This window comes from Photorhabdus asymbiotica, assembly GCF_003634575.1.
Lineage (GTDB): Bacteria > Pseudomonadota > Gammaproteobacteria > Enterobacterales > Enterobacteriaceae > Photorhabdus > Photorhabdus asymbiotica.
The window spans coordinates 50,489-66,152 of the sequence record NZ_RBLJ01000002.1 but is presented as its reverse complement, the minus strand read 5'-3'; the positions used below and the strand labels follow the sequence as shown (position 1 = coordinate 66,152).

Below are 15,664 nucleotides of genomic sequence, written 5' to 3'. Positions count from 1 at the left end.
TTGAATTGGTTAAAAGGGGCACTAACTATTTTTTTAGGGGTGTAAATGTATAAAGAAAATAAATTAATGAATGAAATATTTGTTCATGAAAACTTTATGGAAGTTATTCAGGAAGGCAGAAATACGACAAGTGGTAGATATAAAAACGCAGAATTTCAATGCATTAATAAGAAAAAATTGGATGATGAAGGTTATATTGATTTGTTGTCCAGAGTTGATAGTAACGTTAAAAATGGAAGTGAAAATTATGAGAAGGTATTTCAGTTGTTGAACGAAATTACTCAGTCTTATGAAAACTTGGATTGTAGAATGAGTGGTGATGGGAAAAGTAAAATATCCTTGTTTATTTCTTATATGAGACAAGATAGCGATAAGTTTGACAATTTCATTGCTGAGCTGGATAAACAAAATAAGTTGATGTCGGTAATATGTTCTTACTTATTTATATTTCATAAAATAGTTTGTTTACCGGCAGATGACAATTCAAAAGATATAATACTGAATATCCCGGACTGTCTTACGTTGTCACAGGTAGATGTTGTGAAGCGTTCGATGGAAATACTCTTTGAAATCATTTCCTTGAAGCGAAGTGATAAATTGCTTGCTCATGTTGTTTATGACAGATTCGCAGAGGATGATTTCGCATATACACGTCCTGAAATATCAAGTAAAAAAGTATTGGAATGTAATCATAAGCAAACAATTACATGTTTCGTTTATCCTAACGTTATAACAGATATAAAAAATTGGGATGTAAGCCTGGTGGTTTTTAGTGAAACTGAGTTAGTGGCGGTATGGAATTATCTTTGTGAAATATTATCTCCCTTTTTTCTGTGGAGTTATAAGATTGTGAAGACGTACACGCAGGTTGATGTGATTGTATTGCCGACTTCTTATGAAAAACTGATGAATGGAGGAAAACAATATTCGGAGGCGTTGCTAAATTTTGCAGGGAAATATATTGATAAAGCAGAAGCATTCGTGGTGCCGTCTGTTATAGAAGGTATTATTGGAAAGGATGAATTAGAGAAGAAACTGAAAAAGACTTTTTCCTTGGGGGATTACTTTTTAGTTATACAAATAAGGGAAATTTTAACGCAAATATCTCGAAACATTCAAAGTGGTGCTAATCGTATTAAGATTACTGCGTTGGGTGAGGTTCGTGTGGTAAGTTACGTGCTACCGTTAATTGAGCAATATGATTGTTTTGACTTGGTCGTAGGGCAGGAGGCATATTGTGCAAATGTTGTAATCATTTTGCAGGGAGAAAAGTTGTGGGATATCAGAGAATTTGATCAAGTTTCAATATTGGTTGATATGCAAGGAAATGTACTTAACAAATATCACCTTATTTGTCAGAGAGCTAATTTATTAATTATAAAAGATGTTTATTTTGAAACACATGAGGAAGATTGTCATCGTGCTTTTTCCTGGCTTCCTTATTCGATTATTTACGAATCAATTTTGTTATCGATGATTATTGCGAAGTTTTTCGATGTTTCCAATAGTCTACTATTAAACAATAAGATAATTAATGATATCGAAACACACCTTGCTTTAAAAGATAATTGTAATCCCATCTTAATAAGCCAATATGGACCAGTGGTACCATATGAAATTGAAAATGTTCTATCTCTTCATGGAGTATTAACTAGACCTTCTAGAGATGGTCTCAATAATTATTTCGGGGCTATTCAAGCCAGAAATGCACTAAAAACTCTCAAGGGAAATAGAATGAATCTATGTAATTTTATTTTCAAGCCGGGTAGAGGAATAGCGCTGTTTGATCCTAATACTGGCGAACATCTGACTTACGATCAGCTCAACCAGAATACAAAGAGATATTCTCAAAAACTTAATACTCTTGGGTTGAATATTGGTGACGTTGTGGCATTAGCGGCTGTTGATAGTTTTCAAAGTGTAATCATTATGCTGGCATGTTTTTGGCGGGGATTGGTCTTTTGTCCAATAAATTATTCAGCTTCGGTAGAACATATAGAGAAAATGCTGCGTGCAGCGAATCCGTTTGTATTGATATGTGATGAAACTGCTCAGAATGTAGATTTACGAGCTTTGTTCAATGGTCTTATCATTAATTTTCATGAGATTACATTAGGTCTTGTAGGTGAGAGTAATAACATAACCGATGAAGCGGTTCTATTACCTGAAGAGCACCCGGCTGTAATATTGTTTACATCTGGATCAACAGGTTCACCAAAGGCATTGATACATGAGCATAAAGATTTTGTGCTATGTAATATGAATTATACTCCTGTCGTTGTTGGCTTACGTGAGGGGGAATGTGTATATACCCCATCGAGAATATTTTTTGCGTATGGTTTGAATAGCCTATTAATTTCGCTTTTTTCGGGGGCATCGCATGTAATTGCGGCTCCTCTAGCGAAGGGAAAAAGTTATGCTGAAACTCTCAAACGCTTCTCAGTGAATGTTTTTTTTACTGTACCCATGATACTAAAAATGATTTTGCAGGATGAAATTAAAGATAATAATTTACCTAATTTAAGACTTTGTATCTCTTCAGGTGAAGTTTTACCAGAAACGCTTTATATTGAAGCAAAGCAAAAGATGGGGACAGATATTATTGATGGTATCGGCACGACAGAAGTGCTTTCCACCTTTATTTCAAATCGTGATGGTTATAGCCGCCCAGGTTCTAGTGGACTGTTGGTTCCCGGCTTTGTGGTTAAATTGGTAAATAGTGATGGAAGAATATGTAGTGTTGGTGAGGTTGGGGTATTGTGGGTGAAAGGAAATACCTTAGCTAAAGGATATATAAATGATGCTAAAGGTGAAAACTCGGATTCCTTTGTCGATGGCTGGTTTAATACTCGAGATCTATATTTCGTGGATGCAGAAGGTTTTTACTATTATGTTGGGAGATCAGGAGCGACGCTAAAAATAAATGGCTGTTGGTTTTCACCGCAAGTTCTTGAACAGGTTTTAATGAAGCATCCTAAGGTAAAAGAAAGTGCTGTGTGGTTTAGTAAAGATGAATTTGAACTTATAAGACCTTATGCATTAATTGTTCTGGCTGAAGAAGTATCTGATTTACCAAAGTTATGGTCTGAGCTGAAGGAATATGCACGTAGTAAATTAGGGAAATCTCACTACCCCCACTTTTTCCGTTCTGTCAATGCGCTTCCTAAGACAAGTAGTGGGAAGTTAATTAGGTACGCTTTATCAGATCTTGCCAAGAAAAACGGATAAGATCTTTTTTGTTTTCTTGATGCTATATTATATCTTTAAATTCAGTGGTCTTAACAGCATGAATTTCCCCTGTGAATAGCAGGACGGGATGTCCTTATTTCGTCATTATTTTCCATCTGTGAACTCTGTAACGTTATTTCCAGCCTTTTTCTATTCACTTGTGTGGGTTGGTTAATGTTCATTATTTCATAATTCTCATTTTCTGCCGAAGTTGCGGTAACCTTCACGGCTGGTCTCATATGGGAAAGATGATAACGCATTGTCCGGGTTATCGTCTTTGTGGAGACTGCGTTGTGGACTTACCTTGACCCCTAATCGTATTTGATAAATTGAGTCCAGCCTGTTGTGGGCGGTTTTTGGTTGCGAGTTGTATTGCAGCAGGCCAGTCGTCATATCCAGATGGTTGTCACTGAAAAACAGGGTTTTATCTTCAAACCAAACATTGATCCTCTCTTCGGTAGTCAACCGATAGAAGAAAATCATAGTCGGATTCTTGTTTCTGAATTACATGTTTTCTGTCCTGATGTGCGTCTTCGAGTTGCGAATCTACGTTTTTTCCGGTCAGGAGTATACCGTCTGGTGGTGGCGTAAAAAATCCTGTCTGGAGGAAAATAGTACAATGGGTTTTATTATTTAAGGGATGAATTATCTGTCTTTAATAATATTTGAATACAATGTAATTGATTATATTTTTTAATCATATTCATGGTTTTTTTGTTTTTGGTTAATCTAAAGCTTAGATTAATGTTCTTGATGTTATACATGATATGTTTTAATAATTCTGGCTTTTTGCCTTTTTGTTGCATATTTATAGTTAAATAATCTAAATGTTTGTCTTTGTAATTAATTCTATACCGATTAACTTGAAGATAAAACAACTTTAACCATAATACCCTATCTCAAATTCCCCACTAAATTGTTAAATAAAAATTAAGTATAATAATTGGTTTAGCGATGATAATGGTAACTCCTGACAAAATGATCGCAGGGCTGGTTGGATGGGCTGACAGTCAGGGATAAATATCGGCAGGAATATGACCGGGTTCAGGCGCGGATAGTAACGTGTTCAGGGGCTGACCAGTGCGTTGCGGTTGCCAAAGAATTGCGAGCATTACAGGGTGATTACAGTGCCCGAATGAGCGAAATTCAGGAAAAAGCCAGAATGCAGGGACTGGATTCCCTTACGCCGGCAGAAGTAAGGGAATGGGCAGATTTACGCGGTGCCATGTCAAATATTGATGCATCACGGAATTTAGTGCTCCATCGTGCCCAAGTCACCGGCGGCTCAGAAGAGACGACCCAGGAAATCGTGAAGATTATGGGGCAGACGGGGATTGCAGGCGGAATTAGTAAAGCGGGTGCAAAAGTTATCAACTCAGACCAAAGCCAGCAGGCTAATGCTGATAAAGGTTCTAAATCTGAGGTAGCGGGAAAAACAAACTATCCAGAAGGAATAAACTTTAAGATAGAGCAACCTAAGCATTTAGCAACCCGCCAGAAAAAAGGAATTTCAGGGGCACACAATGCAGATGTTTTTTATAAGGCAGCTTCTGACAATGGAGTGAAAATAGTTTCACAAACTCCTGGAACAGTGAATGGCATTACGCATATTAAATATCAAGTGCCAACCAAAGACAGGGCAGGTAATTTTGATGGCGGGTATAAAAAGGAAATTCTCGAAAAAACTGTTTATGACCCGAAAGTGTTTAGTGATAAAAGGATATTAGAATTGGGGCAGAAAGCAGCCGCTAACGGTTACCATGATGCAATTGCTTCAGGTAAAAGAGAGTATATGGCAACTGCAGATGGTGTTAAGTTCCAAGTTTATTTAGACCAAAAGACAGGGACAGTGACTAATTTTTTCCCAGTGACGAAATGATGAATGAATATCTCTTTGAAAAGATAGACTATGATAATGATCCTAAATGGGTGATAAAGGATTTTCTTAACTCAATTAATCTTTCAGAAAGGTTAATTGAGTGTGTGGAAAAGATCATTAACAGATGTGGTTTTGTTATTAATGAAACATACTGCCATTTTCCAGACTTAGAAGATCCAGATCCTGAATATCACTTTGATGGAATTATGTTTGGTGTATGGGAGGGAGAAATTATCGTACCTGAATCTGTTGGTTTTGAGTATGTCAGATTGGCATGTGAGAAATATCTTCAATTACATCCAGAAGATAAAGACAAGGTAAGTGCATTACTAGCTAGGCTACCTTGTTAATACCAAGATCCCAGCCTGAGAGCTGGGATCTTCCCTTTAGCTGTCAGTCCTGCTCAGCGAGCTGAATAATCAACAGCCCGTGCTCAATGCTGACCTGCACTGGCTGCCCGGTCATAAAGCCCGCCTCTTCCAGCCAGTTGCCCTTAAGATGTATTCCGTCTACTGTGGGTAATTTAGGGGATTAGCTGCATCAGGTTTATTTAATAGTGGTGTCGGAAGCACTATAGAAAATAAGGAGAAACAAGATGAATTGTATGCATAAAGATCCAGTTATGTACTCCGGTGAAGATGACGGCACTATTAATATAACCTTATCCTTATTAATCGGGCCTGAGTCGGAAAGTGGGAGTGAATATTTTGATCTTTTTATCTGTACACCTGAATGGCTTTGTAATCATCATTGGCAGCCGGAATTGATACGTCATACGCTTCTGGTACGTAAATATGATTTGGCTGAAATTCAAAAGACCATCACGGATTATATTGAACAGTGTGAAGGTAATGACTGGATGGAGATAGCCCAAAAGCTTTCCCGTGTCTTTGCCTGGGAATATGAGGATTATCAACCTTAACCTGTTGTTATCCAAAGAGTCCAGCTAAAGAACTGGACTCTTCCGTTAGCCGTCAGTCATTCTCAGCCAATGGGAATAAGACCTATCACATAGATGGACAAGGAAGGAGCAGTAATATTGAAGCGTCTTTGTCTCCGTCAAGAAATGATCGCAATACATATCAGCAATGTAAGGCTGGAAAGTGCGGGAATACAGGAGATGAAGGAGGGCATCTAATTGCCAGTATTTTTAATGGTCCCGGTGAAAAAATAAATATTGTGCCTATGGATGGAAATCTTAATAAGGGAGCCTGGAAACAAATGGAAAATACCTGGGAAAAAGCATTGAAGGACGGTAAGCAGGTCGATGTGAAGATAGAGCCGATTTATTCAGGTAATAATATTCGTCCAGATAGATTAAACGTTCAATACTCTATTAATGGTGAGAGACCTGTGATTGTTGACTTCAAAAATGTGCCAGGAGGCGGGAAATGACCGATGATTTAGATATCTATCAAAAAATTGGGCAGCTTTTGGTTGATGCAGGGCCAAGCGATGCTCAGAAGATGATAGTCAGGGCAAAACTTTTTCCCGAAAATGACGGTTGTAAATATGAATTTGATTATATTGATGAAAATGGTGATCTAGGCTGGTTTTCTCCTGATAGTAAAGCCTCCGGAGACCTTACAGAATTATTAGTACAACTGAGATCTTTCTTTGTTGACAATAATCTTACTAATGGGAAACTCGCATGGTCAGGGTGTGAAATCACCGTTGATCTAGATAAAATGAAAATCAACATAGATTTTAAATATGATGATTAGAATCCGCCTCGGCTCCATGCCGGGGCAGTTTTATCCTATTCTTCTGTCAGCATCGACCCACCCAGATAATACTTTATCCAGTCAACAGCCGCACAGGGGGTAAACGGCTCAATACTCAGTCCTTCCAGACACTGCCAGAGCTCCAGCGTGTTCTGTGCTGTAATCACAATACAGTTTGGTATGACCCGTATCTTTAGCGGCAATTAACCCCAGCGGAAACGATCAGATTCTCTGATCCTAGGAGAGGACTTGAGCCTAAAACATGGGGAGAGGCAATCACAGGAAGGATAAATAAACAAACGGCGGGTTTAGTAAGAATAACCCCTATGGTTCCGATGAACCTCCTAGAATTACTGGAAAATCAAAGGATTAATCCATTATGACATGTTACTTATATTCAACAGAAGAACTACCAGAAGGATTTAGTTTTCCATCCTCTTTTTTGGAAATAGTAAATAAAGAACCTATTTTGGATTTAGAACCTTGGTGGTTTTTATGCGAATTTGAGAAATTCGCTAAATACTGGTTGTCTGAAATGAAAACGCAATATCCAGAGAGAAAACTCGTGCCATTTGCAAAAGTATCTTATTCTGATGATATTGCTTGCTTTGATGGTTCTGATATCTCTGGTGATCCAAAAGTATTTTTTATCCATGCTTTTGCATCAACTGGATGGGAAGATAGAGGGAATCTTAATAATTTTGATGAGTGGCTAGAATTAGCAAAGGAAGAATCAGCCCGTTATAAAATAGAACAGGAAGCAGAGTGAAACGTGAGATTTTGCTAATTAACCCGAATTCCGTTTTAAGCCGCTACCGGGAAATCGTCTTCTGAGTAGAAAATCTTTGGTGACGGTTTCTTTTCTTTAATGCAATAAGCAATCAATCCATATAAAACAGTCAATTGAAATCCTTTTATACTTCGGTGGCGAGAATGCTCTATTTGAGAAATGAGTTTCAATTGACCATTAATGGTTTCGATAATAAAACGCTTTAATAACATTATCCTATCCCACTCCGCTTGTTGCGTATTACCACGATGGAGATCACTGAGTAACCCCCTGTGTCAGCCAGGTTGGAAAATCGTGATGATGATATTTCCAAATATGCTCCAGATAAAAATGCTTAAAATTACGGTAATGTGACAAGTGGAAGAGGATCAGAATGGCCCTGATTTCACTGGGAGACATATGACCTTGTCTGCGACGCAGACGGGAGCTATGATCAAGACAAAATTGCGTCCATTGTGGGATAAAAAAACGGCAAAAATCATCGACCTCATAGAAGATTTCAACTAAGTTGTTCATAGCCTGTTCCTCCTCGAAGCTGTTTCGGCGAGTACCAAAACATTGCTCCTGGAACAGGCTTCTCGTCAACTTCTTATACAGAATTCGGGTTAACTAATTAAGGTGCAGTTTTATGAAACAGAAACATTCCTTTGAATTGAGACTGGCAGTTGCCAGGCATTAGTATTAATCTGACAGGGCCAGCAATGCCAGCCCCGTTAACTATAATCAAGTTATCTTGATATTATCCTTAATTGACAGCGTATTAATTATTTTTTCGCTGATAATGGGAACAGCTTCAATAATATTTTGGTGATAATAGTCATTAAGCAATGTAATCACTAATGGATTGACTGTCCATTGAGAGATATTATTATCCGGTATTTTCGTTATCAATTTACCCATGGCTAATTGAATTTCATCTGTATAATATGGAGTCATTTGGCCAGCTTTAAATAGAGTAATATTGGTATGGGCTAATTTCCCGCTTAAATTGCAGTTAGTCATTCCACGTTCAAATGGTATTGCTTCCAAAACTTTATTAATATAGGTATCACTTGCCCCCATTTTCCGCAATTTTCCAATGATTGGCCCATGTTCACTTGATATACTTAAGTTATCTCTGAACTCTTTTATTTCATCATTATTGATTATAGTATCTAACAAGAACAATTGAATTTCTTTTGCACCTAACTGTTCTAATTGAAAAGCAATCTCCATCGCTAATTGTCCACCTAATGACCATCCTAAGATGCGAATAGGTTGATCAATAGAAGTTTCAGTCAGAATTAACTCCCTATAAATTTGGGCTATTTGGTGTAGTGAATCTATCTGATTATCTGTACAGAGATTATAATTATCGATGCCTATGCAGTTATACATACTAGATAAAGTATCTGCCAGAAATTCATAGACTTCACTGCCGGCATTAGCAGGATGAACCATAAATAGCTTATTTGTTGCCGTTGATTTCGGTGTTAATAAATTAAGTAAACTGGATTTTGTATTGCCTGTTTCCAACCATTCGGATAATAAAGAAATGCATTTGCAGCTAAATAAAATATTTAAAGGAATATCAACTCCCATTTTATGGCGTATTGCTGTAGTCAGCTTAATTACCATCAGGGAGTTCCCCCCGATGCGAAAGAAGTTATCATCAATACTCACCCGTTCCAGCCCCAATACGTCCTGCCAGATGGCACACAGTTGGGTTTCCAATGGATTGCGGGGCGCTACATACCCCTCTTGGTTTCCCCAGACCGGTGCAGGCAATGCCTGCCTATCTACTTTGCCATTCAGGGTCAGGGGGACCGCGTCAATACGGATAAAGCAGGCCGGCAGCATATAGTCCGGTAGACGGGAAGATAAGTGCCTGACGAGCTTATCGTCTGAGAGTGCTCCTTCTGTCACCAGATACGCCACCAGTGCTTTATGGCCGTTATGCTCCCGGTCAATGGCTACCGCCTGTTTGACCTGTGGGTGCAAAGTGAGTGCAGTTTCAATTTCGCCCAATTCAATGCGGTAACCGCGGATTTGGACCTGAAAATCATTGCGTCCTAGGTATTCCAGAGTGCCATCCGGCTGCCAGCGGACTAAATCGCCGGTTTTATACAGACGGGTGTAACCGCGCTCCTTATCTTTATTTGTGGCAAAGGGGTTTGCCACAAACCGCTCGGCAGTCAGGTCAGGCCGGTTCCAGTAACCCCGCGCCAATCCGGCACCACCAATATACAGTTCTCCCGGAGCCCCGACAGGAGACAGATTGCCGTGATTGTCAAGAACGTAAAGGCGAACGTTATTAATCGCTTTACCAATGTTTGTTGCAATATCGCCACGTTGATACTGCTTCCATGTCGCACAAACGGTTACTTCTGTCGGGCCGTAGGCATTCAGTATGTTGTTGTGTTGGCTGAAATATTCAAGAAAATCTGAAGAAGGTGACTCTCCGCCTGTCACTAATAATTGCAGGGAAGGCAACTGAGCCCCAATTAATAATTTCAATATAGCAGGAGGTAAGATGGTCATTTCAATGTTTTCCTGTTGAATGAGTTTTTCAACGGCGGGAACATGACGTTCTGTTTCGCTGCAAAGGTAAATGGTATGACCATGAAAGAGGCTGAGGAATAACTCGAAAACTGAAGCGTCGAAGACATAAGCAGCAAACATTAAGGTTTTTTTTCTCTCTGCGGCATCAAAGATTTCTGCCTGTGCTGCCACCAGATGAGCCACATTTTTGTGCTCAATCATGACCCCTTTTGGCTGGCCGGTGGTGCCGGAGGTGTAGATGATATAGGCCAAATCCGAGGGGGTGTTTACTGATGCCGGATTGTCCACAGGCTTGTCTGCGGTGATTGTCGGGTCATCTGCTGCTATCAGCACTGGTTGTTCTGTGCATGTTTGCTTGTCTGTCGCCAGCGTGGCTAGATACCTTTGTTGTGTGACGACACAGGGGGCTTGGGTATCGTCTAAAATAAATCGAACCCGCTCTAATGGATAATCAGGGGAAATGGGGACATAAGCGCCGCCGGCTTTCAGTACCGCTAAGATACTGATAACCATTTCCAGACTGCGGTCGAGGTAGAGGGCGATTGGGGTATCCGCTGGCATAGGGACAGGCTTGTGTTGCTGATAACGTTCACGGATCACATAAGCCAGCTGGTTGGCCCGTTCGTTAAGCTGACGGTAGGTCAGGGATGTGCCTGCAAACACCAGCGCCACGGTATCGGGAGTGCTTGCCACCTGGGCTTCAAACAGTTGTTGCAGGGTTTTATCCTGCGGGTAAGGCGCATCGGTCTGATTCCAGCAATGCAGCAGGGTATGGCGCTCCTGTCCGGACAAGATATCAATCCCGGCCAGCGATGGGGTCTGGTCTGCCACGAAGGCTTCCAGTACCCGTTGATACATCCCCGCCAGTCTGACGAGGGTGGTCTCTGCAAACAGGCTGACGGCGTAGTTCAGACACCCGGTAATCTCGGTTTGCCCATCGGATAGAAACAGGCTCAGGTCAAACTTGGCCGGGCTGTATAACGGCGTATCCAGCGGCACTGGCCTGAACGGCAGACGGCTGTCTGGGGGATGATTGCCAAAGCTTTGTAACCCGAACATGACCTGAAAAATCGGATGGCGGGCGGTGTCACGTTCAATATCCAGAGCCTCAACCAGCTGTTCAAATGGCATATCCTGATGGGTTTTGGCTTCAGTGACCCGCTGATGGGTCTGTTTAATCAGGGCTGCGACACTGTCGGCTTGTTGAAGTGGTATCCTTAAGGCGAGTGAATTGACAAACATCCCTATCAGGGTGTGGGTTTGGGCGTGGTGGCGGTTATCTGCCGGCGTCCCCAGGACGATATCGTGTTGCCCGGATAATTTTGCCAGCGTGAGAGAAAAGGCACTGAGCAGCACGGTATACAGGGTAGTTTCCTGTGTTTTTGCCAGCGTTCTTAACTGCTCAGAAAGTCGGGCGTCCAGCACAAAATGGAAATCCCGTCCCTGATAATTCACCCGTGCGGGTCTGGGATAATCGGTGGGCAGGTTCAGTGATTCATAGCCGGCCAGGGTCTGTCGCCAGTAAGTGAGCTGGCGTTCACGGGTGTCCCCCTGTAAATAGTCCCGTTGCCAGGCGGCGTAATCGCCATAGGTAATCTCCAGCGGGGGAAGCTGGCTGTCACGGCCTTCCCGCAGGGACTGATAAATCTCTGCCAGTTCCGCCATAAAGATATCGATTGACCAGCCATCCATGGCGATATGGTGCCATAGCATGAATAAGTAATGCTGGCCAGATACCGGATAGTGGCACAGGCGCAGGCTGGGTTCGGTGGTCAAATCAAACGGGGTGGCTATTTCAGTACGAACCATGTTCAACAGCGGGGCAGCATTTTCACAGGAGTGGATAACCAAATTGCTGTCCAGTTTCTGAGGATAAACCTGCCCGTCATCATCGCAGCGGTACACCATCTTCATCACCGCATGGCGTTCGGCGAGCTGGTTAATAGCGGTTTCCAACAGGGGCAGACAGGCATCATTATGCAGCTGAACCAGATAAGGGATATGGTAGGTATCGGAGCCTTGTTCAAACTGTTCAATAAATAGCATCCGTTCCTGGGCGAACGATAAGGGGTAGCGCTCCTGAGCCCGATGAGGGATAACCGTATAAGTTTGTTGTTCCAGCTGGGTTGTCAGGCCCGCGATGGTTTTCAGGGTAAATAACTGCGCCAGAGAGACTTCGGCTGCCAATATGCGACGGATGGCGGCGGTCAGCCTGATGGCGGTCAGGGAATTGCCCCCGATGCGGAAGAAATTATCTTCAATGCCTACTCGCTCCAGCCCCAATACGTCCTGCCAGATGGCACACAATTGGGTTTCTAGTGGATTGCGGGGCGCTACGTACCCCTCCTGGTTTCCCCAGACCGGTGCCGGCAATGCCTGCCGGTCCACTTTGCCGTTCAGGGTCAGAGGGATGGACTCAATGCGGGTCAAGCTGGCTGGCAGCATATAGTCTGGCAGGGAAGAAGATAAGTACCTGATGAGCTCATCGTCTGAGAGTGCTCCCTCTGTCACCAGATACGCCACCAGGGCTTTATTCCCCTCATATTCGCGATCAATCACCACCGCCTGCTTGACCTGCGGGTGGGTAGTCAGGGCCGTTTCAATTTCGCCCAGTTCAATGCGGTAACCGCGGATTTTGACCTGAAAATCATTGCGCCCGAGATATTCCAGAGTGCCATCCGGCTGCCAGCGGACTAAATCGCCGGTTTTATACAGACGGGTGTAACCGCGCTCCTTATCTTTATTTGTGGCAAAGGGATTTGCCACAAACCGCTCGGCAGTCAGGTCAGGCCGGTTCCAGTAACCCCGCGCCAATCCGGCACCGCCGATATACAGTTCTCCCGGAGCCCCGACAGGAGACAGATTGCCGTGATTATCAAGAACGTAAAGGCGGGCATTATTAATGGCTTTACCGATATTGGTTGGGATGCCCCCCCGTTGATATATTTTTTCGGTGGCACAAACGGTCACCTCGGTTGGGCCATAAGAATTTAGGACATTGCAATGACGGCTGAAATGTTCAAGAAAATCCAGCGAGGGGGATTCTCCGGCGGTCACTAATAGCTGTAAGGAAGGTAAGTGCGAGTCAACTAACAACTTCAGTATTGCTGGCGGTAAAGCCGCTATCTCAATGCCTTCACGTTGAATGAGTTTTTCAACTGCGGGGGCATTGCGTTCTGTTTCGCTGCAAAGGTAAAGAGTCAGGCCATTAAATAAACCGGGGAAGAGTTCGAAAACAGAACCATCGAACACATAGGGGGCAAACATTAAGGATTTTTTTCTTTTTAAGGCATCAAAAATTGCAGCCTGTGCCGCCGCCATATGCACCACATTTTTGTGCTCAATCATGACCCCTTTCGGCTGGCCGGTGGTGCCTGAGGTGTAGATGATATAGGCCAAATCCGAGGGGGTGTTTACTGATGCCGGATTTTCTACAGGCTTGTCTGCGGTGATTGTTGGGTCATCTGCTGCTATCAGTATCGGTGGTTCCATGAGTGCCTGACTGTATGCTGTCAGCGTTATCAAGTGTCGCTGTTGAGTCAATATGCAGGAAGCTGCCGTGTCAGCCAGAATAAACTGGACTCGCTCTGATGGATATGCCGGTAAAATGGGGACATAAGCGCCGCCGGCTTTCAGTACCGCTAAGATACTGATAACCATTTCCAGACTGCGGTCGAGGTAGAGGGCGATTGGGGTATCCGCTGGCATAGGGACAGGCTTGTGTTGCCGACAACGTTCACGGATCACATAAGCCAGCTGGTTGGCCCGTTCGTTAAGCTGACGGTAGGTCAGGGATGTGTCTTCAAACACCAGCGCCACGGTATCGGGAGTGCTTGCCACCTGGGCTTCAAACAGCTGTTGCAGGGTTTTATCCTGCGGGTAAGGCGCATCGGTCTGATTCCAGTGGTACAGCAGAGTATGGCGCTCTGCTTCGTTGAGGAAGGTGATTGATGTATGTGACTGGTCTGGGTTGTATGCTACTGCGTGCAGGATACGTTCAAGCTGACCCAGTACGCGCTGTGTCTGTGCTTCTGTCAGCCAGTCTTTGCCGTAACTGAATTTAATGATGAGACTGTTGTTGTGCTCATAGGCTAACAGCGATACCGGATAATCCACTTTTTCAACGGACTGACGGAATGTCAGGGTATGTTCTATACCTGTTGGGTTTTCGCTTACCACGGGAGCAGGGTAGTTTTCAAATACCAGCAGGCTGTGAAATAACCGTTCCCCGTCGGATTGTAAACTGGCCAGTGAGATGGCACTGTGGCTGTTGAGGGCAGCAATAGCTGTCTGGATATCTTGTAAGACCGCCGCTACACTGTCTGCTGGATGCCATTGCACCATTAGCGGCAAGGTATTGATATATAGGCCAACACTGGATTCAATTCCCGCCACCGGAACATCGCGGCCAGAGACAGTGGTGCCGACAAGAGTCTGTGCATCGCCCGTGTAGCCGTGCAGGAGTTTATGCCAGGCAAATTGCAGGGCCACATTCAGCGTTACCCCTTGTATCCGGCACATATCCTTAAGCTGCGTATAAGCGCTGCCCTGAATAATGAGTTCTTGTTCAGCCGGATTTTCAATGCTTTTTATCTGCGCTAAATCGACACAGTGACTTAACAACGCAGAAAAATCATTGGCACCCTGAAATTGGGTTTTGTATGCCGCCCAGTAGGCATCTGACTCAGCTTGATGATCCAGATGATATTGCTGGGTTGCCAGATAAGTTTGTTCCACTACGATCTGGGGCTTTTGCCCCTTTATCAATTGGTTGTAATACTCATGCACAGCCTGCAATAAAATTGGGTTACTCCAACCATCAGTAATGCAATGATGTTGTGTAAGCAGTATGGTGACTAACTGCTCATCTTGCCTGATGAAAGTAAAGCGGATTAATCCGGGCTGACTTAAATCAAAAGGCAGGATACGGTCGTGTTGTTGAATTTCGTCAATCGCCTTGTTTCGATCTTCTTTTGGTAATTGACTGATATCTTTGAACTTGAAGTTCAATGGCCCAATACTGGCACCCGTTGTTACGATCTGTAATATTTTTCCTTCCCAATCAAATGCGGTTCTGAGAATGGGGAAACGCAGTGAAGCCAGTGACCAAGCTTGTTGGTAGACGGTAAAGTTGATATTGGTGTGATAATCCAACAACAATTGCACACGATAGGCATCATCTTGTGGTTGAGTCAGATGGTGATAAACAAACCCTTGTTGCAAACTGGTGGCAGGAAATATCGTTTCAATTTTGTTTCTGTGGGATACGACAGGATCATTCGAACTAGAATGATTTTCATTAAAAGTAAAACTTTTAAAGTCTTTTTCAGAGAAGATACTTCTTTCGTTTAAAAAACCTAATATGTTTTCTTTTCTCTGTTTAACCTTATCAATAAGTTGGGAGGGAGGAGTTTCCCCGGTAAACGCCAGTTTCAACTTATTATCACTGGCCCATACTGATATACGATTTTTACTGAGTTCTTTAAATAGTATTAACATCTT

General features: G+C 42.8%; 10 protein-coding genes and 1 pseudogene. 7 read left to right on the top strand and 4 right to left on the bottom strand.

Annotated elements, in window-relative coordinates:
• Positions 1-45: 45 nt before the first annotated feature.
• Positions 46-3,228, top strand: a complete 3,183-nt coding sequence (locus BDD30_RS06960; RefSeq protein ID WP_041382334.1) for an AMP-binding protein — start codon at positions 46-48, stop codon at positions 3,226-3,228.
• Between the two features lie 195 nt (positions 3,229-3,423).
• Here BDD30_RS06960 and BDD30_RS06955 read toward each other — a convergent pair whose 3' ends face one another.
• Positions 3,424-3,711: a hypothetical protein gene (locus tag BDD30_RS06955; RefSeq protein WP_015835486.1), complete on the bottom strand. Its 288-nt coding sequence runs from the start codon at positions 3,709-3,711 to the stop codon at positions 3,424-3,426.
• Between the two features lie 652 nt (positions 3,712-4,363).
• Here BDD30_RS06955 and BDD30_RS24640 point away from each other — a divergent pair.
• A complete protein-coding gene (locus tag BDD30_RS24640; protein WP_147408125.1) occupies positions 4,364-5,107 on the top strand; it encodes a CdiA family toxin C-terminal domain-containing protein in 744 nt (247 codons plus the stop codon).
• Entirely contained in the window at positions 5,107-5,457 is a 351-nt protein-coding gene (cdiI, locus tag BDD30_RS06940) for a ribonuclease toxin immunity protein CdiI (protein ID WP_071823795.1), read from the top strand. Before BDD30_RS24640 ends, cdiI begins: the two co-directional genes overlap by 1 nt.
• A 43-nt stretch (positions 5,458-5,500) precedes the next feature.
• On the opposite strand, the gene BDD30_RS24635 is transcribed toward cdiI, so the two are convergent.
• Entirely contained in the window at positions 5,501-5,611 is a 111-nt protein-coding gene (locus BDD30_RS24635; protein ID WP_121302638.1) for a SymE family type I addiction module toxin, read from the bottom strand.
• A gap of 91 nt (positions 5,612-5,702) precedes the next feature.
• On the opposite strand from BDD30_RS24635, the gene BDD30_RS06930 reads away from it, so the two are divergent.
• From BDD30_RS06930 to BDD30_RS06915, 4 genes are all read left to right on the top strand, one after another.
• Entirely contained in the window at positions 5,703-6,029 is a 327-nt protein-coding gene (locus tag BDD30_RS06930; RefSeq protein ID WP_015835483.1) for an immunity 8 family protein, read from the top strand.
• 32 nt (positions 6,030-6,061) lie between these two features.
• The gene (locus BDD30_RS06925; protein ID WP_081461609.1) at positions 6,062-6,502 is read left to right on the top strand and encodes a DNA/RNA non-specific endonuclease; all 441 of its coding nucleotides are present in this window, start codon (positions 6,062-6,064) and stop codon (positions 6,500-6,502) included.
• Positions 6,499-6,831: a hypothetical protein gene (locus BDD30_RS06920; protein WP_015835481.1), complete on the top strand. Its 333-nt coding sequence runs from the start codon at positions 6,499-6,501 to the stop codon at positions 6,829-6,831. Before BDD30_RS06925 ends, BDD30_RS06920 begins: the two co-directional genes overlap by 4 nt.
• Before the next feature lie 379 nt (positions 6,832-7,210).
• Entirely contained in the window at positions 7,211-7,600 is a 390-nt protein-coding gene (locus BDD30_RS06915; protein WP_015835479.1) for a hypothetical protein, read from the top strand.
• A gap of 35 nt (positions 7,601-7,635) precedes the next feature.
• On the opposite strand, the pseudogene BDD30_RS06910 reads toward BDD30_RS06915, so the two are convergent.
• Positions 7,636-8,137: pseudogene (locus BDD30_RS06910) on the bottom strand (transposase).
• 207 nt (positions 8,138-8,344) lie between these two features.
• Positions 8,345-15,661 carry a non-ribosomal peptide synthetase gene (locus tag BDD30_RS06905; RefSeq protein ID WP_015835476.1) on the bottom strand — a complete coding sequence of 2,439 codons (7,317 nt, stop codon included), beginning with the start codon at positions 15,659-15,661 and terminating at the stop codon, positions 8,345-8,347.
• Positions 15,662-15,664: the final 3 nt, after the last annotated feature.